The sequence below is a fragment of the Pseudomonas sp. KD5 genome, assembly GCF_012932895.1.
Taxonomy (GTDB): Bacteria; Pseudomonadota; Gammaproteobacteria; order Pseudomonadales; family Pseudomonadaceae; genus Aquipseudomonas.
This window is the reverse complement of the sequence record NZ_JDWJ01000012.1, coordinates 106,004-125,033: the sequence shown is the minus strand read 5'-3', so window position 1 is coordinate 125,033 and position 19,030 is coordinate 106,004. Positions and strand designations below refer to the sequence as shown.

The window sequence follows — 19,030 nt, the reverse complement described above, 5'->3', positions numbered from 1 at the left end:
GGTGGGACATCAGACCAGTCGAGACTGGTCTTAATGGTTCTCTTCGTGCGCCATCGACAGGTAAACGATGGTCAGCATCATGAAGATAAATGCCTGCAGGGTGATGATCAGGATGTGGAACACAGCCCACGCCCACTGCAGAACTACGCCCAGGCCGCTCAGCCAGAGCAGACCGCTGCCGAACATCACAGCGATCAGAATGAACACCAGCTCACCGGCATACATGTTGCCGAACAAACGCAGAGCCAGGGAGATCGGCTTGGCGATCAGGGTCACGAATTCCAGCAGGAAGTTCACCGGAATCAGCAGCGCCTGAACAAAGATGTTCTTGCTGCCGAACGGGTGCAGGGTCAGCTCGCCGATGAAGCCGCCGAGGCCCTTGATCTTGATGCTGTAGAAAATGATCAGCGCAAACACCGTGAAGGCCATGGCCAAAGTAGCGTTCGGGTCGGTGGTCGACACGGCGCGGAACGGGATGTGGTGGTCGCCGGAGATCAGGATGGCCAGCTGAGGAATCCAGTCGACCGGTACCAGGTCGATGGCGTTCATCAGGAACACCCAGACGAAGATGGTCAGTGCCAGTGGTGCAACCACCGGGCTACGGCCATGGAAGCTGTCTTTCACGCTGCCATCGACGAATTCGACCAATACTTCAACGAAGTTCTGCAAAGCACCAGGTACACCGGTAGTCGCCTTCTTTGCCGCCATGCGGAAAAGAAGAACGAAGATCAGACCCAATGCGACCGACCAGCCGAGGGTATCGACGTGGAAAGCCCAGAAGCCCATTTCCTTGGCCTCTGCTGCGGAGTGGGCAAAGCCCCAGCCGCCGTTGGGTAGCTGACCGAAGGTCAGGTTCTGCAAGTGGTGCTGGATATAGCCCGAAGCGGTTGTTTCTGCCATGGTTGCCTCAAACGCCCTAAGGTCTCGAAAGTCTTGTTCTCATAAGCAGGGGAGCGAACCAGCTGACCAGTTGGGTCAGCACGAAGACGCCGAATACTGCTAACGGCGCCAATGGCTTCACACCTGCAAACGTCAATGCAAACAGCACTGCCGTCAAAATCAGTTTGCCCGCCTCGCCAGCATAAAAAGACCGGACGATGGCTTGAGCTGCTCGGGCGCCGGAAAACCGAAATGCCCTGTGAGCGAAATAAATATTGGGAAGCAAGGCTATCAGGCCTCCGCAAAGTCCTGAGTACCCGGCAACGACTCCATACCATCGCCAGAGCGCCAAAGCGGCAATCAGCAAAACGACAAGTTGAGCCATTAACACCGGAAAAACAGCCAATCGATGGAAAGGCAAGCGGTCTGGCGTGCGGTTTTCCATCACTTTTGCTCCCCAATGGTCGGCTGCCGAAATTCAATAACTTGGCATAATTTGTGCCGACAAAATGCGCGCAGAGTATAGGGGCGGTTCTGCCCCTATTCAACTGTCAGGTAGTGATTTCCGACTTCACGCTACAAGAGGAATTGTTTCAGCGGATGTGTGCGAGCACACCTTGAAGTTCATCAAGAGAGTTGTAGCCGATCACCAACTGCCCCTTACCCTTCTTTCCGTGGCGGATCTGCACCGCAGAGCCTAGGCGCTCGGCCAGGCGCTGCTCGAGCCGGGCGATATCCGGGTCCGGTTTTGCCGGTTCCACAGGCTCCGGTTTACCACTCAACCACTGGCGAACCAGTGCTTCAGTCTGGCGCACAGTCAGCCCCCGTGCGACAACATGTCGCGCCCCTTCAACCTGTTGGTTTTCCGGTAAACCCAGCAAGGCACGGGCATGACCCATTTCCAGGTCGCCGTGAGACAGCATGGTCTTGATGACTTCCGGCAACGAAATCAGGCGCAACAGGTTGGCCACGGTGACGCGGGACTTACCCACAGCCTCGGCCACTTGTTGCTGAGTCAGCTGGAATTCCTGCTGCAAACGCTGCAAGGCTACCGCTTCTTCGATCGGATTGAGGTCTTCGCGCTGGATGTTCTCGATCAGCGCCATGGCGATGGCGGTTTCATCCGGCACATCGCGAACCATCGCCGGGATGGTTTCCTGGCCAGCCTGCTGACTGGCGCGCCAGCGGCGTTCGCCGGCGATGATTTCGAAGCGGCCGCTGCCAATCGGACGAACCACGATCGGCTGCATCACGCCCTGGGCCTTGATCGACTGCGCCAGCTCTTCCAGCGCCTGAGGGTCCATGTCCCGACGTGGCTGGTACTTGCCACGCTGGATCAGGTCCAGGGGCAGGTGCTGCAGCTCACGCTGGTCGGCTTGCACCGCTTGTTCTTCCAGCGAGCTGACAGTCGGACCACTCAGCAGTGCATCCAGTCCACGTCCGAGACCTCGTTTCTTGACGGCCATGGGGATTCCTTAAGTTGCCTGGGCAGCGGCGGTGCGTGAATTTTTGCGTTGACGGCGAACCATCTCGCCGGCCAATGCCAGATAGGCAATCGCGCCGCGCGATGATTTGTCGTACGCCAGCGCCGGCATGCCATAGCTTGGCGCTTCGGCCAGACGGATGTTGCGCGGAATCACCGTGTCGTAGAGCTGATCGCCAAAGTGTTCCTTGAGCTGCGCCGAGACGTCGTTCATCAGGCTCAGGCGCGGGTCGTACATGGTCCGCAACAGGCCTTCGACTTTCAGGTTCGGGTTCAGCAGTTCGGCAATGCGCTTGATGTTATCCACAAGGTCGCTCAACCCTTCGAGCGCGAAGTACTCGCACTGCATGGGGATAATGACCCCGTCGGCGGCAACCAGCGCATTGAGCGTGAGCATCGACAGCGATGGCGGGCAGTCGATCAAAATGTAATCGTAGTTTTCACGGATCGGCGCCAACGCGCTGCGCAGGCGGCTTTCCTTCATCTGCATTTCCAGCAGAACGACTTCGGCCGCGGTCAGATCGCGGTTGGCCGGCAACAACTGGTAACCACCGTGTTCGGAATAGTGCATGGCCTGGGCCAGATCACATTCACCGATCAACAGATCGTAGACCGAGTTTTCCAGGCCGTGTTTATCCACACCGCTACCCATGGTGGCGTTGCCCTGTGGATCAAGATCGATCAACAGCACCCGACGCTTGGTAGCGACCAGGGAAGCTGCGAGGTTGATGCAGGTGGTGGTCTTGCCCACACCACCCTTTTGGTTCGCTATCGCGAATACCTTAGCCATTCTTGCTTGTGTTCCCAATCATGCCGTGCGGCGCAGTATCAGCAGATGGCGTTGGCCTTGGCAACCGGGTACGGCCAGGGCGTGTTCGCTATCGAGGTGGAAGTCTGCCGGCAATGCTACCAGCTCATCGGCGGGATGAACGCCCTTCATTGCCAGCCAGCGTGTATCGGCGTCGCCCAAATGGCGAGTCCAGTTGCTGAAGTTCTCCATGCTGCTGAACGCCCGGGAAATGATCCCGTTGAATGGCAGTTCAGGCTGGAAGGCTTCGACGCGACTGTGGATAACTTGCAGGTTATCCAGTTTGAGTTCGAGTTTGACCTGGGTCAGGAAGCGGGTTTTCTTGCCGTTGCTGTCCAGACAGGTCACCTGGGACTCTGGAAACAGGATCGCCAACGGAATACCCGGCATGCCACCGCCGCTACCAACGTCGAGCCAGCGACCGTTTTCGACGAACGACATCACGCTCAAGCTATCGAGCAGGTGACGGGAGACCATTTCGTCCGGATCGCGCACGGCGGTCAGGTTGTAAGCCTTGTTCCATTTGATCAACAAGGCCAGATAACCCAGCAGCTGAGCGTGCTGGGCTTCCGTCAGTGTGACACCGAGCTGGCGAGCACCTGTGGATAACTCTTCTGCATGTTGCGAGGTAACCAACGAACTCAAGCGCTTTGCTCCAACTGACGGCCCGCGCCGCGTTTTTTCAAATGAATCATCAACAGCGAAATCGCCGCCGGGGTCACGCCCGGAATACGCGATGCCTGGCCCAAAGTCTCTGGACGGGTCGCACCGAGCTTGCTCTGGATCTCTTTGGAGAGACCGGAGATGTTCGTGTAATCGATATCCACAGGCAGTTTGGTGTCTTCGCTGGCCCGCAGGCGTGCGATTTCATCCTGTTGACGGTCGATGTAACCGGCGTATTTGGTCTTGATTTCGACCTGTTCGGCGACCTGTGGATCTTCTGCGCCCCCGCCAGTCACGGCGATCAGACCAGCGTAGTCGATTTCCGGACGGCTCAGCAGGTTGAGCAAATTGTATTCGTGGGTCAGCGGCGTACCGAACTTCTCGGCAATCGCATCGCCCTGCTCGGTGCCCGGGCGAACCCAGGTACTTTTCAGGCGTTGCTCTTCCAAATCGATGCTTTCGCGTTTTTTGCAGAAAGCCGCCCAACGCACGTCATCCACCAGACCCAGTTCGCGACCTTTTTCGGTCAGGCGCAGGTCGGCATTGTCTTCGCGAAGAATCAAGCGGTATTCAGCGCGGGATGTGAACATTCGATACGGTTCCTGGGTACCGAGGGTAATCAGGTCGTCAACCAAAACGCCGATGTACGCTTCATCGCGACGCGGGCACCAGGCATCTTTGCCCTGGGCTCGCAGTGCGGCGTTGGCTCCGGCCAGCAAACCCTGGGCGCCGGCTTCTTCGTAACCGGTGGTGCCGTTGATTTGCCCGGCGAAGAACAAACCGGCGATGACTTTGGTTTCCAGGCTGTACTTCAGGTCACGCGGGTCGAAATAGTCGTACTCGATGGCGTAGCCCGGACGCACGATGTGCGCGTTTTCCATGCCGCGGATCGATTGCACGATCTGCAATTGCACGTCGAACGGCAAGGATGTGGATATCCCGTTCGGGTACAGCTCGTGAGTGGTCAACCCTTCCGGTTCGATGAAGACCTGGTGGCTTTCCTTGTCGGCAAAGCGGTGGATCTTGTCTTCGATCGATGGGCAATAACGTGGGCCGATGCCTTCGATCAACCCGGCATCGGAATACATCGGCGAACGGTCGAGGTTGGCGGCAATGATTTCGTGGGTCCGGGCGTTGGTGTGGGTAATCCAGCAACTGACCTGTTTCGGGTGCTGCTCTTTGGAGCCCATGAACGACATGACCGGGATCGGCGTATCACCGGCTTGCTCGGTCATGACCGAGAAATCCACAGACCTACCGTCAATACGCGGCGGAGTACCGGTTTTCAGGCGACCGACACGCAATGGCAGTTCACGCAGACGACGTGCCAAAGCAATCGAAGGCGGATCACCGGCGCGACCGCCGGAATAATTCTGCATGCCGATGTGGATAAGTCCACCGAGGAAGGTGCCCGTCGTCAGCACCACGGAGTCGGCGAAGAAACGCAGGCCCATTTGCGTGACAACGCCGCGCACTTGTTCCTGTTCGACGATCAGGTCGTCCGCGGCCTGTTGAAATATCCACAGGTTCGGCTGGTTTTCCAAAGCTTCGCGGACAGCAGCCTTGTACAGCACCCGATCTGCCTGGGCGCGAGTTGCACGCACGGCCGGGCCTTTGCGGCTGTTCAGTACGCGAAATTGAATACCACCTTTATCGGTAGCCATGGCCATCGCGCCGCCCAGGGCATCGATTTCCTTGACCAGATGGCTTTTACCGATCCCACCAATGGCGGGATTGCAGCTCATGGCACCGAGGGTTTCCACGTTATGCGTCAGCAACAGGGTTTTTGCCCCCATACGTGCTGATGCAAGTGCTGCCTCGGTACCGGCATGACCGCCGCCGATGACGATCACTTCAAAACGGGAAGGGAAATCCACCACGCACCTCGTGCCTGCTTTAGTCAGGTAATCCGGAATAGTTTGAGCTCAGGTTCTTGGACCTGGTCGGCAAGTATAGGGACTTCGCCCTTCCTAAAGAACCCTTTGCACAAAATTTAACCAGCTGTGGAGAAGTCGGGGTTATAGAAATTAAAAAGAGAGAAATTTATTAAATCTTTGTTTTTATGTTTATTTCTACTGCCCCACCTTTCTGTGGATAGATTCATACAGGCCTTTATTTTCAATGTGTACAGAGATTCAAAACCCTGTGGTCATGTGCCGAGGAGGCCCTTGGATAACCGGTGTAAGCCTGTGGATGAAAGGGGTTGTTATCCACAGAGGTGGTTATCTTCAGTTTTGAGGCCTTGTTATCAACTGCCCTTAGCGGCAGTTATTCACAGGGCTTAATCCACAGAAAAGGGCTGACCGAGCAAATCCCGGGCACAGAAAATCCGCGCGAACAGAAAAATCTGCTCGGGAGCGGAGGGCTATCTCAGAAGAAGGGGAGCAGACAGGCCAGAACGGCCTGTCTGTGGGTAACGCAGAAGGACTATTTACCGATGCAGAAGCTGGAGAAGATCCTGCCCAGCAGATCATCGGAGCTGAATGCCCCGGTGATTTCGCCCAAAGACTGCTGGGCTTGCCGCAAATCTTCGGCCAGCAGTTCACCGGCACCCGCTAACGTCAGCTGCGCGCGGCCGTGTTCGAGGGACGCACTCGCGTGGCGCAGTGCCTCCAGGTGACGCCTGCGAGCACTGAAGCTGCTTTCAGAGGTCTGCTCGTAACCCATGCAGGCCTTGAGATGCTCGCGCAACAACTCCAGGCCTTCGCCGGCGGACCTGGCACTGAGGCTGATCGTGACGTGGCCATCGCCACTGACTTCCAGGGCAATCGCTTCACCCGTCAGGTCTGCCTTGTTACGAATCAGCGTCACTTTTGCCGGATCCGGGCGGGTTTCGAGGAATTCAGGCCACAAGGCAAATGGATCAAGGGCCTCGGGAGCCGTGGCATCGACCACCAGCAATACCCGATCCGCCTCGCCGATGGCTTTCAATGCCCGTTCGACGCCGATTTTCTCGACCTGATCGTCGGTATCCCGCAGCCCGGCAGTGTCGACCACATGCAACGGCATGCCATCGATGTGGATATGTTCGCGAAGAATATCCCGGGTCGTGCCGGCAATCTCGGTCACGATCGCGGCTTCACGTCCGGCCAGGGCGTTCAGAAGGCTGGACTTGCCGGCATTCGGCCGGCCGGCAATGACTACCGTCATGCCGTCACGCAGCAAGGCCCCCTGCCCGGCTTCCCGAAGCACTGTGGATAATTCGTCGCGCACTTTGTCCAGCATGCTCAGCACGTGGCCATCGGCGAGGAAGTCGATTTCTTCTTCAGGGAAGTCGATAGCCGCTTCGACGTAAATGCGCAGGCCTATCAATTGCTCGGTAAGGTTATGCACACGCTGGGAAAACGCCCCTTGCAACGAACGCAGGGCATTTCGTGCAGCCTGTGCAGAACTCGCCTCGATCAAATCGGCGATGGCTTCGGCCTGAGCCAGGTCGAGTTTGTCATTGAGGAAGGCGCGTTCGCTGAATTCACCCGGTCGCGCCAGACGGCAGCCCAGTTCCAGGCAGCGTTTGAGCAACATATCCAGGACGATTGGTCCGCCGTGGCCCTGCAGCTCCAGCACATCTTCGCCGGTGAACGAATTCGGTCCCGGGAAATACAGCGCGATGCCTTCGTCCAGCACCTCTTCGTTTTCACTGAGGAACGGGCCGTAATGGGCGAACCGCGGTTTCAGCTCGCGGCCGCTGATGGCTTTGGCCGCCACACTCGCCAGCGGCCCGGAAATACGGACGATGCCCACACCGCCGCGACCTTGAGCGGTGGCGACGGCTGCGATGGTTTCACGAGGAACGCTCATAAACCGGTATCCAGACAAAAGTGACAGATAGCAAAACGCCCCACTAGGGGGCGTTTTGAGTGGTTATCCACAGTGTAAATCAGGCAGTTGCTTTGGTAGCTGCTTCGATCTTACGCGTGATGTACCACTGTTGGGCGATCGACAGGCAGTTGTTCACTACCCAGTACAGTACCAGACCGGCCGGGAACCACAGGAAGAAGAAGGTGAAGATGATTGGCATCAGCTTCATCACCTTGGCCTGCATCGGATCCGGAGGCGTCGGGTTCAACTGCTGCTGGATGAACATGGTTGCGCCCATGATGATCGGCAGAATGAAGAACGGATCCTTGATCGACAGGTCAGTAATCCACAGCATGAATGGCGCCTGGCGCATTTCCACGCTTTCCAGCAGAACCCAGTACAGCGAAAGGAAAACCGGCATCTGCACCAGGATTGGCAAGCAGCCACCCAGTGGATTGATCTTCTCTTTCTTGTACAGCTCCATCATGGCTTGCGACATTTTCTGCCGGTCTTCGCCATGTTGCTCTTTCAGCGCGGCCAGTTTCGGTGCCACTGCACGCATGCGTGCCATGGATTTGTAGCTGGCGGCCGACAGCGGGAAGAAAATCCCCTTGATCAGCATGGTCAGGAAGATGATCGAGAAGCCCCAATTACCAACCAGTGCGTGGATATGTTGCAGCAACCAGAAGATTGGCTGGGCAATGAACCACAAAATGCCGTAGTCGACGGTCAGTTCCAGGCCTGGGGACAACTGTTTCAGGACAGCCTGGCTTTTTGGACCTGCGTACAGAACGGCGCTGGTTTCAACCTTGGCACCTGGCGCAGCGGTCAGAGAAGGACCGGTGTAGCCAATGATGTAGTTGCCTTTGCTGTCTTTACGGGTCTGGACGACATTGTTTTCGCCCTTGGCCGGAATCCACGCGGTCACGAAGTAATGCTGCAACCAGGCAACCCAGCCACCGCTGACGGTTTCTTTCAGCTGAGCCTTGTCCATGTCCTTCATCGACACTTTCTTGTACGGCTCGTTACTTGTCCACAGGGCGGCGCCCAGGTAAGTCGCGGTGCCGGTGGCAGTGCTGGAAGAAGGATCGGAACTGGCGTCACGCTTCAGTTGCGCGAACATTGCACCGGACCAGGGCTGAGCGCTCTGGTTGTCGATCAGGTAGGAAACGGTTACGTCATACAGGCCACGTTTCAGGGTGAAACGCTTGATGTAGTTGACGCCGTCCTTGCTGAACTTCAGGTCCACGACCAATTGGTCCTGACCGTCAGCCAGTTGATAAATCTTCTTCTCGGAGGAGTAAACCGGACGACCGGCAGGACTTGCGTCCGGACCGTTGGTGCCGATCAGGCCGCTCTGAGCCAGATAAGTCCGCTCGTTGCCGTTATCGAACAACTGGAATGGAATTTCCGGATGGTCCTGGCGACGTGGATACAGCGGCAGCGTCAACTGGGCAACATCGCCACCTTGTGGATCGATAGCCAGGTTGAGCACATCCGTTTTGATCTGGATGAGGTCTTTGCTTGCAGCCACTGGCGTTTCAGCAGGTGCAGTTGCACTGGTATCGCTTGCGGCGCGCGGGATGTCGTCACTGGCGGAAGCATTATTGCCAGTCGCCGTATCCGGTAGACCCGGTGCGGTAGTACTGGAAGCAACATTCTGAGTCGGCAGGGCAGCCTGGCCATAGTCCTGGTTCCATTTAAGAACCATAACGTAGGACACGATTGCCAGGGCGACGATCAGGATCGTGCGTTTGATATCCATGATTACTCGGCCATCGAAGAAGAACGGGAGGTAGGGATAGGTGGAACCGGGTCATAACCACCGGGATTCCACGGATGACAGCGACCTAAACGACGAAAGGTCAGCCAGCCACCGCGCAGAAGGCCATGATTTTCTATGGCTTCTAACGCGTAGCAGGAACAACTGGGGTAGAAACGACAGTGATTGGCCATCAGGGGACTAATGGCATAGCGATAAAACTGGATCGGAACGAGTGCCAGTTTACGCATCGGGACTGTCTACCCCTACAGTTTCGGCTTTGACTGCTGGTACCGGCTTGCTGCGTGCCAGACGTTTCCAGAGTTTGCCGAAATGCTGAATCAATTCGGGGTTTTCTACGTCACCCAAACCTTTGCGCGCGACGATAACAATGTCCCAACCGACCAGTGAATCCTGGTTCAGGCGAAACGATTCGCGCATCAGACGTTTGAGGCGATTGCGCTCGACGGAGAGCTTTACGCTCTTTTTCCCGATAACCAGCCCGAGACGGGGGTGATCAAGATCGTTATTGCGCGCAAGGAGCAGGAGATTTTTCCCCGGAACCTTGCCGGTAGGGGAGTCAAAGACTGCCTTGAAATGCCGGGGAGTAAGCAGACGCTTATCCCGACTGAAGTCCTGACTCACCTCCAGTGCCGGATTATCAAACTGCCAGACGCGCACGACCTTTGGCGCGACGACGCGACAGGACGGCACGACCGTTCTTGGTAGCCATGCGAGCACGGAAACCGTGGGTACGAGCGCGTTTGATAGTGCTTGGTTGGAAAGTACGTTTCATTGTCGTGTTACCTGGTTCGTCCACAACGGGCCGGAATGGCCCCCGTTTTAAGAGACCGGGGATTCTAGAGAAAGCAAGCCTCTAGGTCAATTTCCAACCAACGTTTCCTTATAAATAGATCTCCAGAGGATTTGCTCGTCCGCAGGTCGTTCGCTAGATATAGAAATAAAGAAGGGAATTATTTAAAGCTTTTCTGTAAAGCTTGTAAAAGCTAGGCACGCGATGATCTGTGGATAACTGCCTTAAGCCCTTAAAAACCGTGATGTACAGAGAATGACAACTACAGTGGAAAACGGTGATCAGCCTGTGCTGCGCTATCGGATAAGCTGTGCGTGGAAAGGTCAGTTATCCACAGGCAGGTTATCCACCGAGTTTCGCCCCCACTTGTCCAGTGCCCTCATGGGCGGTTATCCACAGAGCTTATGCACATACCGTTGGTCTTCTTTTTGAGGGTTAACGCATTGATAATTCATGCCCTGTGCGCAACCTGCATGTGGATAAGTGGGCGTCTGGCCGCTACAATGACCGCTTGTTTTTGCCTCACCGGCTTTCAACTTAGGGGATATCCGTGTCAGTGGAACTTTGGCAGCAGTGCGTGGAGCTTTTGCGCGATGAGCTGCCTGCCCAACAATTCAACACTTGGATCCGCCCGCTACAGGTCGAAGCCGAAGGCGACGAGTTGCGTGTCTACGCACCGAATCGTTTTGTTCTCGACTGGGTCAACGAAAAGTACCTGGGCCGCGTCCTTGAACTGCTGGATGAGCACGGTAATGGCATGGCGCCGGCGCTTTCCTTATTAATAGGCAGCAAACGCAGTTCGGCACCGCGTGCGGCACCCAATGCCCCGTTGGCCGCTGCGGCGTCCCAGGCTCAGGCGGCGGCCGCACCGGTCAGCGCTCCAGCCCCTGCTCCGGCAGCGGCACCGACCAAGCGTTCGACGCAAAAAGTTGCCGAGGTCAGTGAAGAACCGTCCCGCGACAGCTTCGACCCTATGGCCGGCGCCAGTTCGCAACAGGCCCCGGTTCGTTCCGAGCAGCGCACGGTGCAGGTCGAAGGTGCGCTCAAGCACACCAGCTACCTGAACCGCACATTCACCTTCGAGAACTTCGTCGAAGGTAAGTCCAACCAACTGGCCCGGGCTGCGGCCTGGCAGGTGGCGGACAACCCCAAACACGGTTACAACCCGCTCTTCCTTTATGGCGGCGTCGGTTTGGGTAAAACCCACTTGATGCACGCTGTGGGTAACCACCTATTAAAGAAGAACCCGAATGCCAAGGTCGTGTATCTGCATTCGGAGCGTTTCGTGGCCGACATGGTCAAGGCGCTGCAGTTGAACGCGATCAACGAGTTCAAGCGCTTCTACCGTTCGGTGGATGCGTTGCTGATCGATGACATTCAGTTCTTCGCTCGCAAGGAACGTTCGCAGGAAGAGTTTTTCCACACCTTCAACGCCCTGCTCGAAGGTGGCCAGCAGGTCATTCTCACCAGTGACCGCTATCCGAAAGAAATTGAAGGCCTTGAAGAACGCCTCAAATCCCGCTTTGGCTGGGGTCTGACGGTTGCCGTCGAGCCGCCGGAGCTGGAAACCCGTGTAGCGATCCTGATGAAAAAGGCCGACCAGGCCAAAGTCGATCTGCCACACGACGCGGCATTCTTCATCGCCCAGCGTATTCGCTCCAACGTCCGTGAGCTGGAAGGCGCGCTCAAACGCGTGATCGCCCACTCGCACTTTATGGGCCGCGACATCACCATCGAGTTGATTCGCGAATCCCTGAAAGACTTGTTGGCGTTGCAAGATAAACTGGTCTCTGTGGATAACATTCAGCGCACCGTCGCTGAGTATTACAAGATCAAGATCTCCGACCTGCTGTCCAAGCGTCGTTCACGCTCGGTAGCACGTCCGCGTCAGGTCGCTATGGCGTTGTCCAAGGAATTGACCAACCACAGCCTGCCGGAAATCGGCGATGTGTTTGGCGGCCGCGACCACACGACTGTTTTGCACGCCTGCCGCAAGATCAACGAGCTTAAGGAATCCGACGCGGACATCCGCGAGGACTACAAGAACCTGCTGCGTACACTGACCACTTGATGAACACCAGCGCAGCTTATTAAGGCAAGGGACTAGACCATGCATTTCACCATTCAACGCGAAGCCCTGTTGAAACCCCTGCAACTGGTCGCAGGCGTCGTCGAGCGCCGACAGACCTTGCCGGTGCTTTCCAACGTGCTGCTGGTTGTCGAAGGCCAGCAACTGTCGCTGACCGGTACCGACCTGGAAGTCGAGCTGGTCGGTCGTGTGCAACTCGAAGAGCCTGCAGACCCGGGTTCCATCACTGTGCCTGCGCGCAAGCTGATGGACATCTGCAAGAGCCTGCCAAACGATGCGCTGATCGACATCAAGGTCGATGAGCAGAAGCTCGTGGTGAAGGCCGGCCGTAGCCGCTTCACCCTGTCGACCCTGCCGGCCAACGACTTCCCGACGGTGGAAGAAGGCCCGGGTTCGCTGACCTGCAGCCTTGAGCAAAGCAAACTGCGTCGTCTGATCGAACGCACCAGCTTCGCCATGGCGCAGCAGGACGTGCGTTATTACCTCAACGGCATGCTGCTGGAAGTCTCGGCCGGGATCATCCGCGCCGTGGCGACCGACGGTCACCGTCTGGCCATGTGCTCGATGCAGGCCGATATCGGTCAGCCGGATCGTCATCAGGTGATCGTGCCACGCAAAGGTATCCTGGAACTGGCACGTCTGCTGACCGAACCGGACGGCAACGTCAGCATCGTGCTGGGCCAGCACCACATCCGTGCCACCACCGGCGAGTTCACCTTCACCTCGAAACTGGTCGACGGTAAATTCCCTGACTACGAGCGCGTTCTGCCTAAAGGCGGCGACAAGCTGGTACTCGGCGATCGCCAGGCCCTGCGTGAAGCGTTCAGCCGTACCGCGATTCTGTCCAACGAGAAGTACCGCGGCATCCGTCTGCAACTGGCCAACGGTCAGCTGAAGATCCAGGCGAACAACCCGGAGCAGGAGGAAGCGGAAGAAGAAGTGGGCGTTGAGTACAACGGCGGCTCTCTGGAAATCGGCTTCAACGTGAGCTACCTGCTCGACGTATTGGGCGTGATGACCACCGAGCAGGTTCGCCTGATCCTGTCCGACTCCAACAGCAGTGCGCTGGTGCAAGAGTCCGACAACGACGACTCGGCTTACGTTGTCATGCCGATGCGTCTGTAATCATGCTCAGCAGAAGCTAGATGTCCTTAAGTCGCGTCTCGGTCACCGCGGTGCGCAATCTGCACCCGGTGACCTTCTCCCCCTCCCCCCGAATCAACATTCTTTACGGCGCCAACGGCAGCGGCAAAACCAGTGTTCTGGAAGCCATTCATCTGCTGGGGCTTGCCCGTTCGTTTCGTAGCACCCGCCTGTTGCCGGTTATTCAGTACGAACAATTGGCGTGCACGGTATTTGGCCAGGTCGAATTGGCCGAGGGCGGGCACAGCGCATTGGGGATATCTCGCGATCGTCAGGGAGAGTTCCAGATCCGCATCGACGGGCAGAACGCCCGTAGTGCGGCACAACTGGCGGAGATCCTGCCGCTGCAGTTGATCAACCCGGACAGCTTCCGCCTGCTGGAAGGCGCGCCGAAGATTCGCCGGCAGTTTCTCGACTGGGGTGTGTTCCACGTGGAACCGCGATTCATGTCTACGTGGCAGCGCTTGCAGAAGGCCTTGCGCCAGAGAAACTCTTGGCTGCGGCATGGTACACTTGACGCCGTTTCGCAAGCGGTTTGGGACAGGGAACTGTGCCAGGCCAGCGATGAAATAGATGAATACCGCCGCGCTTACATCAAAGCCTTGAAACCAGTCTTTGAACAGACCTTGAGCGAACTGGTTGAGCTTGAGGGCTTGACGCTCAGCTATTACCGAGGCTGGGACAAAGACCGTGAGTTGAGTGCAGTGCTCGCCGGATCCCTTCAGCGGGATCAGCAAATGGGTCATACCCAGGCCGGACCACAACGGGCTGATTTGCGTCTCCGATTAGGCGCACATAACGCCGCGGACATCTTGTCCCGTGGTCAGCAGAAGTTGGTGGTCTGTGCATTGCGGATTGCCCAAGGGCACTTGGTCAGCCAGGCCCGACGCGGCCAGTGTATTTATCTGGTGGATGACCTGCCGTCCGAACTGGACGAGCACCACCGTCGCGCGCTTTGCCGCTTGCTGGAAGACTTACGCTGCCAGGTCTTTATCACCTGTGTAGATCACGAATTATTGAGGGAAGGCTGGCAGACGGAAACGCCAGTCGCTTTGTTCCACGTGGAACAGGGCCGTATCACCCAGACCCACGACCATCGGGAGTGAAGGCATTGAGCGAAGAAAATACGTACGACTCAACGAGCATTAAAGTGCTGAAAGGCCTGGATGCCGTACGCAAACGTCCCGGTATGTACATTGGTGACACCGACGATGGCAGCGGTCTGCACCACATGGTGTTCGAGGTGGTCGATAACTCGATCGACGAAGCTTTGGCCGGCCACTGCGACGACATCAGCATCATCATTCACCCGGATGAATCCATCACTGTTCGCGACAACGGTCGTGGCATCCCGGTAGACGTGCACAAAGAAGAAGGCGTTTCGGCGGCCGAGGTCATCATGACCGTGCTGCACGCCGGCGGTAAGTTCGACGATAACTCCTACAAGGTTTCCGGTGGTCTGCACGGTGTAGGTGTATCGGTGGTTAACGCCCTGTCCGAAGAGCTGGTCCTGACCGTTCGCCGCAGCGGCAAGATCTGGGAACAGACTTACGTCCACGGTGTTCCGCAAGAACCGATGAAAATCGTTGGCGACAGCGAATCCACCGGTACCCAGATTCACTTCAAGCCTTCGGCTGACACCTTCAAGAACATCCACTTCAGTTGGGACATCCTGGCCAAGCGGATTCGCGAACTGTCCTTCCTCAACTCCGGTGTCGGCATCGTCCTCAAGGACGAGCGCAGCGGCAAGGAAGAGTTGTTCAAGTACGAAGGTGGTCTGCGTGCATTCGTTGAATACCTGAACACCAACAAGACTGCGGTCAATCAGGTGTTCCACTTCAACATCCAGCGTGAAGACGGCATCGGCGTGGAAATCGCCCTGCAGTGGAACGACAGCTTCAACGAGAACCTGTTGTGCTTCACCAACAACATTCCACAGCGCGATGGCGGTACTCACCTGGTGGGTTTCCGTTCGGCACTGACGCGTAACCTGAACACCTACATCGAAGCTGAAGGCCTGGCGAAGAAGCACAAAGTCGCCACCACCGGTGACGATGCCCGCGAAGGCCTGACGGCGATCATTTCGGTGAAAGTGCCGGATCCGAAGTTCAGCTCCCAGACCAAAGACAAGCTGGTGTCTTCCGAAGTGAAGACCGCGGTCGAACAGGAAATGGGCAAGTACTTCTCCGACTTCCTGTTGGAAAACCCGAACGAAGCCAAGCTGGTCGTCGGCAAGATGATCGACGCGGCGCGTGCTCGTGAAGCGGCGCGTAAAGCCCGTGAGATGACCCGTCGTAAAGGCGCGCTGGACATCGCCGGCCTGCCGGGCAAACTGGCGGACTGCCAGGAAAAAGACCCTGCCCTTTCCGAACTGTACCTCGTGGAAGGTGACTCTGCTGGCGGCTCCGCCAAGCAGGGACGTAACCGCAAGACCCAGGCCATCCTGCCATTGAAGGGCAAGATCCTGAACGTCGAGAAGGCGCGCTTCGACAAGATGATCTCTTCGCAAGAAGTGGGCACCTTGATCACCGCGCTAGGCTGCGGCATCGGTCGCGACGAGTACAATATCGACAAGCTGCGTTATCACAACATCATCATCATGACCGATGCTGACGTCGACGGTTCGCACATCCGTACCCTGCTGCTGACCTTCTTCTTCCGTCAGTTGCCAGAGCTGATTGAGCGCGGCTACATCTATATCGCTCAGCCACCGCTGTACAAAGTGAAGAAAGGCAAGCAAGAGCAATACATCAAAGACGACGACGCCATGGAAGAGTACATGACGCAGTCGGCCCTGGAAGATGCGAGCCTGCACCTGAACGAGGAAGCACCGGGTATCTCGGGTGAAGCCCTCGAGCGTCTGGTGAATGACTTCCGTCTGGTGATGAAGACCCTCAAGCGCCTGTCGCGCCTGTACCCACAGGAACTGACCGAGCACTTCATCTACCTGCCAGCGGTCAGCATGGAGCAACTGTCCGATCACGCAGCGATGCAGGATTGGCTGGCTCAGTACGAAGTTCGTCTGCGCACCGTCGAGAAGTCCGGCCTGGTCTACAAGGCCAGCTTGCGTGAAGACCGTGAACGTAACGTCTGGCTGCCAGAGGTCGAACTGATCTCCCACGGCCTGTCGAACTACGTCACCTTCAACCGCGACTTCTTCGGCAGCAACGATTACAAGACCGTCGTTTCCCTGGGCGCTCAACTGAGCACCCTGCTGGACGATGGCGCTTATATCCAGCGTGGCGAACGCAAGAAAGCCGTCACCGAATTCAAGGAAGCCCTTGAATGGTTGATGGCCGAAAGCACCAAGCGTCATACCATCCAGCGATACAAAGGTCTGGGTGAGATGAACCCTGATCAGCTGTGGGAAACCACCATGGATCCGGGCTCGCGCCGCATGCTCAAAGTGACCATCGAAGACGCCATCGGCGCCGACCAGATCTTCAACACCCTGATGGGTGATGCGGTCGAACCTCGCCGTGACTTCATCGAAAGCAACGCCCTGGCGGTGTCCAACCTGGACTTCTGATCCGGCAGGACCGCTAAAACAAAAAAGGCCAACGCTAAGCGTTGGCCTTTTTTATTGCGCGTGTCCCGTCCTGAATAAGGTTTACACCTGTTTCAGGACTAGACACCCTTCCTGATCAATCGCTCAGAACATCGATGCGCCTTTGGACTTGGCCAGATAACGCCCCGGTGAATCCCCCAGGTTACGCCGAAATACCGAGGTAAATGCGCTTGGGCTGCTGTAACCCAGATCCATCGCCACTTCGGTGATAGATGAACCATTGCTCAGTCTGGATGTTGCTTCTAGCAAACAGACTTGTTGCCGCCAGAACACAAAACTCATGCCAGTCGCTGCCCGAAAACTTCGCGTGAACGTTCGCCGGCTCATGTTCGACCAGCTGGCCATTTCACTGATGGAGATATTCTGCGTGGGGGCATCCAGGAATCGATGGCACGAAACGGCCAGTCGAGGTTCCGAAGGCAATGGTGCGCTCAATGGAAGCTCCGACATGGCGCCGATTTCATCCACCAGCAGCGTCTGTACGGACTGGCTTCGGATACTAGGCGCTTGCTCCGGGTCGATGGCCAGCGCTGCTTCCAACAGATGCCTCAGCAACGGCGAAACATCGTAGACCTGGCAATGCTCCGGCAAACCGGCGCGGATGGAGGCAGCCTCATTGAGGTAAGTATTGATCATGGTCACTTCGCCGTGCATATGCATTTCATGCGACACGCACGCGGGAACCCAAAGCGCTCTTTGAGGCGGGACAACCCAATTCCCCTGATCGGTGAACATCTTCAACGCGCCCGTCGAGGCGTACGCAAACTGACCACGACTGTGCGTATGCCGCGCAAAAACAGTACCCGAAGAATACTTGCTCAGGTTCACCACAGCATCGGGGCTTCCATGCTCGTAGGGATCTAGTGTTGGATTGATCGACATGGCCCGATTTTGACAAAAGTAGACCTGCTATAGCAAGCAGGCCAAATTTTTGGACCATAGAATCACATCTCCAAAAATGCCTGATGCAGAAACGGTTCGCATTGAACTGATTGGAATGAGGCATACCGCGGTGTGCCGCTTAATGTGAGGATAGGGATATGCAGAAAAAACATTTGGTTCTGGCGATACTCGTCACTTTAGTGTGGGGAGTGAACTTTCCAATCACCAAGCTGGGGTTACGCTCGATCGATCCCTTTGTGTTAACCGGAATACGCTTTGCACTCGCCGCCATACCTTTGGTGTTCTTCATAAAGCGCCCCGCCATCAAGTTCAGCTATGTTGTCGCCTACGGCTTCATTTTCGGATTGGGTATGTGGGGCGTAATCAACTATGGCATCCAAGTCGGTGTCAGCCCCGGTATTGCTTCGCTGATCATCCAGCTCAGCGTGTTCTTCACCATGGGGTGGGGGGCGTTATTATTTAAAGAGAAGCTACGTAGGGCTCAGCTTATCGGGGCACTGCTGGCATTGGTCGGGTTGGCGGGCATCATTTCTACCCAGCAAGGGGAGCACGCGATACTTGGAGTACTGCTGATTGTGCTGAGTGCAGTCGCCTGGAGCGTCGGCAACATGATTATCAAGACATCCGGTGTCAAAGAGATCTTTTCATTTATGGTCTGGGCCAGTCTGTTTCCACCCATCCCACTCTTCTTCATCGCCTGGCTCATGCAAGGTGCCGCGCCCTTTGAGAATCTGCAAAGCAGTCTCGACCTGACAGCTGTGCTATCGATTATTTTCCAGGTTTATCTGGCCACACACTTTGCCTATTGGGGGTGGAACTCGCTCTTGAAGCTTTATCCTGTTTCAACAGTGGCACCGCTGTCGTTGTTGATTCCGGTATTCGGCATCGGCAGTTCGATGCTGATTATCGGCGAACACATCTCGATACCGAACTTGATTTCAATTGCGATCATCATTATGGGATTGGCAGTCGGCCTCTATCGCAAGTCTGCCGACACAATCCATGCCGCCCCCAGAGCCAGGTTGCGCTCGGACTAAGGCGGTCGTGCCAGAACATTGATCAATTGAAATCTACATGGGCGGGGGATTTATTTCCCGCGCAGAACTACCGTAATGGACAC

Annotated in this window: 17 protein-coding genes; 5 read left to right on the top strand and 12 right to left on the bottom strand. The window is 56.6% G+C overall.

Annotation, left to right across the window (positions count from 1 at the left end):
* Positions 1-30: 30 nt before the first annotated feature.
* The 11 genes from atpB to rpmH all read right to left on the bottom strand — a co-directional run bounded on the left by atpB (position 31) and on the right by rpmH (position 10,189).
* Positions 31-900 (bottom strand): F0F1 ATP synthase subunit A, encoded by an 870-nt coding sequence (gene atpB / locus AF70_RS24590; RefSeq protein ID WP_007934337.1) that lies wholly within the window; start codon positions 898-900, stop codon positions 31-33.
* Positions 901-916: 16 nt separating this feature from the next.
* Positions 917-1,324 (bottom strand): F0F1 ATP synthase subunit I, encoded by a 408-nt coding sequence (locus tag AF70_RS24585; protein ID WP_007934335.1) that lies wholly within the window; start codon positions 1,322-1,324, stop codon positions 917-919.
* Between the two features lie 148 nt (positions 1,325-1,472).
* The gene (locus AF70_RS24580; protein ID WP_007934333.1) at positions 1,473-2,345 is read right to left on the bottom strand and encodes a ParB/RepB/Spo0J family partition protein; all 873 of its coding nucleotides are present in this window, start codon (positions 2,343-2,345) and stop codon (positions 1,473-1,475) included.
* A 9-nt stretch (positions 2,346-2,354) separates the two neighbouring features.
* Positions 2,355-3,152, bottom strand: a complete 798-nt coding sequence (locus tag AF70_RS24575; RefSeq protein ID WP_007934331.1) for a ParA family protein — start codon at positions 3,150-3,152, stop codon at positions 2,355-2,357.
* A gap of 18 nt (positions 3,153-3,170) precedes the next feature.
* A complete protein-coding gene (rsmG, locus tag AF70_RS24570) occupies positions 3,171-3,815 on the bottom strand; it encodes a 16S rRNA (guanine(527)-N(7))-methyltransferase RsmG (protein ID WP_007934329.1) in 645 nt (214 codons plus the stop codon).
* Positions 3,812-5,710: a tRNA uridine-5-carboxymethylaminomethyl(34) synthesis enzyme MnmG gene (mnmG, locus tag AF70_RS24565; RefSeq protein WP_028940079.1), complete on the bottom strand. Its 1,899-nt coding sequence runs from the start codon at positions 5,708-5,710 to the stop codon at positions 3,812-3,814. The genes rsmG and mnmG overlap by 4 nt, the downstream gene beginning before the upstream one ends.
* Positions 5,711-6,260: 550 nt before the next feature.
* On the bottom strand, positions 6,261-7,631 hold the full coding sequence (gene mnmE, locus AF70_RS24560; protein WP_019580343.1) for a tRNA uridine-5-carboxymethylaminomethyl(34) synthesis GTPase MnmE: 1,371 nt from the start codon (positions 7,629-7,631) through the stop codon (positions 6,261-6,263).
* 79 nt (positions 7,632-7,710) lie between these two features.
* Positions 7,711-9,396, bottom strand: coding sequence for a membrane protein insertase YidC (yidC, locus tag AF70_RS24555; protein WP_019580342.1), 1,686 nt, complete (start codon positions 9,394-9,396; stop codon positions 7,711-7,713).
* 2 nt (positions 9,397-9,398) lie between these two features.
* A complete protein-coding gene (gene yidD, locus AF70_RS24550; protein WP_003213574.1) occupies positions 9,399-9,644 on the bottom strand; it encodes a membrane protein insertion efficiency factor YidD in 246 nt (81 codons plus the stop codon).
* Positions 9,637-10,038 (bottom strand): ribonuclease P protein component, encoded by a 402-nt coding sequence (gene rnpA / locus AF70_RS24545; RefSeq protein ID WP_026286513.1) that lies wholly within the window; start codon positions 10,036-10,038, stop codon positions 9,637-9,639. Before rnpA ends, yidD begins: the two co-directional genes overlap by 8 nt.
* Before the next feature lie 16 nt (positions 10,039-10,054).
* Positions 10,055-10,189 (bottom strand): 50S ribosomal protein L34, encoded by a 135-nt coding sequence (gene rpmH, locus AF70_RS24540; protein ID WP_003213577.1) that lies wholly within the window; start codon positions 10,187-10,189, stop codon positions 10,055-10,057.
* A gap of 568 nt (positions 10,190-10,757) precedes the next feature.
* On the opposite strand from rpmH, the gene dnaA reads away from it, so the two are divergent.
* The 4 genes from dnaA to gyrB are packed head-to-tail and all read left to right on the top strand — an operon-like array spanning position 10,758 to position 16,968.
* The gene (dnaA, locus tag AF70_RS24535) at positions 10,758-12,278 is read left to right on the top strand and encodes a chromosomal replication initiator protein DnaA (RefSeq protein ID WP_007934322.1); all 1,521 of its coding nucleotides are present in this window, start codon (positions 10,758-10,760) and stop codon (positions 12,276-12,278) included.
* A 39-nt stretch (positions 12,279-12,317) separates the two neighbouring features.
* Positions 12,318-13,421: a DNA polymerase III subunit beta gene (dnaN, locus tag AF70_RS24530; protein WP_007903001.1), complete on the top strand. Its 1,104-nt coding sequence runs from the start codon at positions 12,318-12,320 to the stop codon at positions 13,419-13,421.
* A 20-nt stretch (positions 13,422-13,441) separates the two neighbouring features.
* Positions 13,442-14,545, top strand: coding sequence for a DNA replication/repair protein RecF (gene recF, locus AF70_RS24525; RefSeq protein WP_018927321.1), 1,104 nt, complete (start codon positions 13,442-13,444; stop codon positions 14,543-14,545).
* Between the two features lie 5 nt (positions 14,546-14,550).
* The gene (gene gyrB, locus AF70_RS24520) at positions 14,551-16,968 is read left to right on the top strand and encodes a DNA topoisomerase (ATP-hydrolyzing) subunit B (RefSeq protein ID WP_007934319.1); all 2,418 of its coding nucleotides are present in this window, start codon (positions 14,551-14,553) and stop codon (positions 16,966-16,968) included.
* Between the two features lie 123 nt (positions 16,969-17,091).
* On the opposite strand, the gene AF70_RS24515 is transcribed toward gyrB, so the two are convergent.
* A complete protein-coding gene (locus tag AF70_RS24515) occupies positions 17,092-17,889 on the bottom strand; it encodes a helix-turn-helix domain-containing protein (RefSeq protein WP_032831051.1) in 798 nt (265 codons plus the stop codon).
* A 158-nt stretch (positions 17,890-18,047) separates the two neighbouring features.
* Here AF70_RS24515 and AF70_RS24510 point away from each other — a divergent pair, with 158 nt between their 5' ends.
* Entirely contained in the window at positions 18,048-18,947 is a 900-nt protein-coding gene (locus AF70_RS24510) for an EamA family transporter (RefSeq protein ID WP_028940077.1), read from the top strand.
* Positions 18,948-19,030: the final 83 nt, after the last annotated feature.

What these genes read in the sequence shown, in the direction of transcription:
- recF (WP_018927321.1), top strand. Translation starts at nt 13,442, where the DNA reads ATGTCCTTAAGTCGCGTCTCGGTCACCGCGGTGCGCAATCTGCACCCG.
- AF70_RS24585 (WP_007934335.1), bottom strand. Translation starts at nt 1,324, where the DNA reads ATGGAAAACCGCACGCCAGACCGCTTGCCTTTCCATCGATTGGCTGTT.
- dnaN (WP_007903001.1), top strand. Translation starts at nt 12,318, where the DNA reads ATGCATTTCACCATTCAACGCGAAGCCCTGTTGAAACCCCTGCAACTG.
- rpmH (WP_003213577.1), bottom strand. Translation starts at nt 10,189, where the DNA reads ATGAAACGTACTTTCCAACCAAGCACTATCAAACGCGCTCGTACCCAC.
- mnmE (WP_019580343.1), bottom strand. Translation starts at nt 7,631, where the DNA reads ATGAGCGTTCCTCGTGAAACCATCGCAGCCGTCGCCACCGCTCAAGGT.
- AF70_RS24515 (WP_032831051.1), bottom strand. Translation starts at nt 17,889, where the DNA reads ATGTCGATCAATCCAACACTAGATCCCTACGAGCATGGAAGCCCCGAT.
- atpB (WP_007934337.1), bottom strand. Translation starts at nt 900, where the DNA reads ATGGCAGAAACAACCGCTTCGGGCTATATCCAGCACCACTTGCAGAAC.
- AF70_RS24580 (WP_007934333.1), bottom strand. Translation starts at nt 2,345, where the DNA reads ATGGCCGTCAAGAAACGAGGTCTCGGACGTGGACTGGATGCACTGCTG.
- yidC (WP_019580342.1), bottom strand. Translation starts at nt 9,396, where the DNA reads ATGGATATCAAACGCACGATCCTGATCGTCGCCCTGGCAATCGTGTCC.
- yidD (WP_003213574.1), bottom strand. Translation starts at nt 9,644, where the DNA reads ATGCGTAAACTGGCACTCGTTCCGATCCAGTTTTATCGCTATGCCATT.
- AF70_RS24575 (WP_007934331.1), bottom strand. Translation starts at nt 3,152, where the DNA reads ATGGCTAAGGTATTCGCGATAGCGAACCAAAAGGGTGGTGTGGGCAAG.
- AF70_RS24510 (WP_028940077.1), top strand. Translation starts at nt 18,048, where the DNA reads ATGCAGAAAAAACATTTGGTTCTGGCGATACTCGTCACTTTAGTGTGG.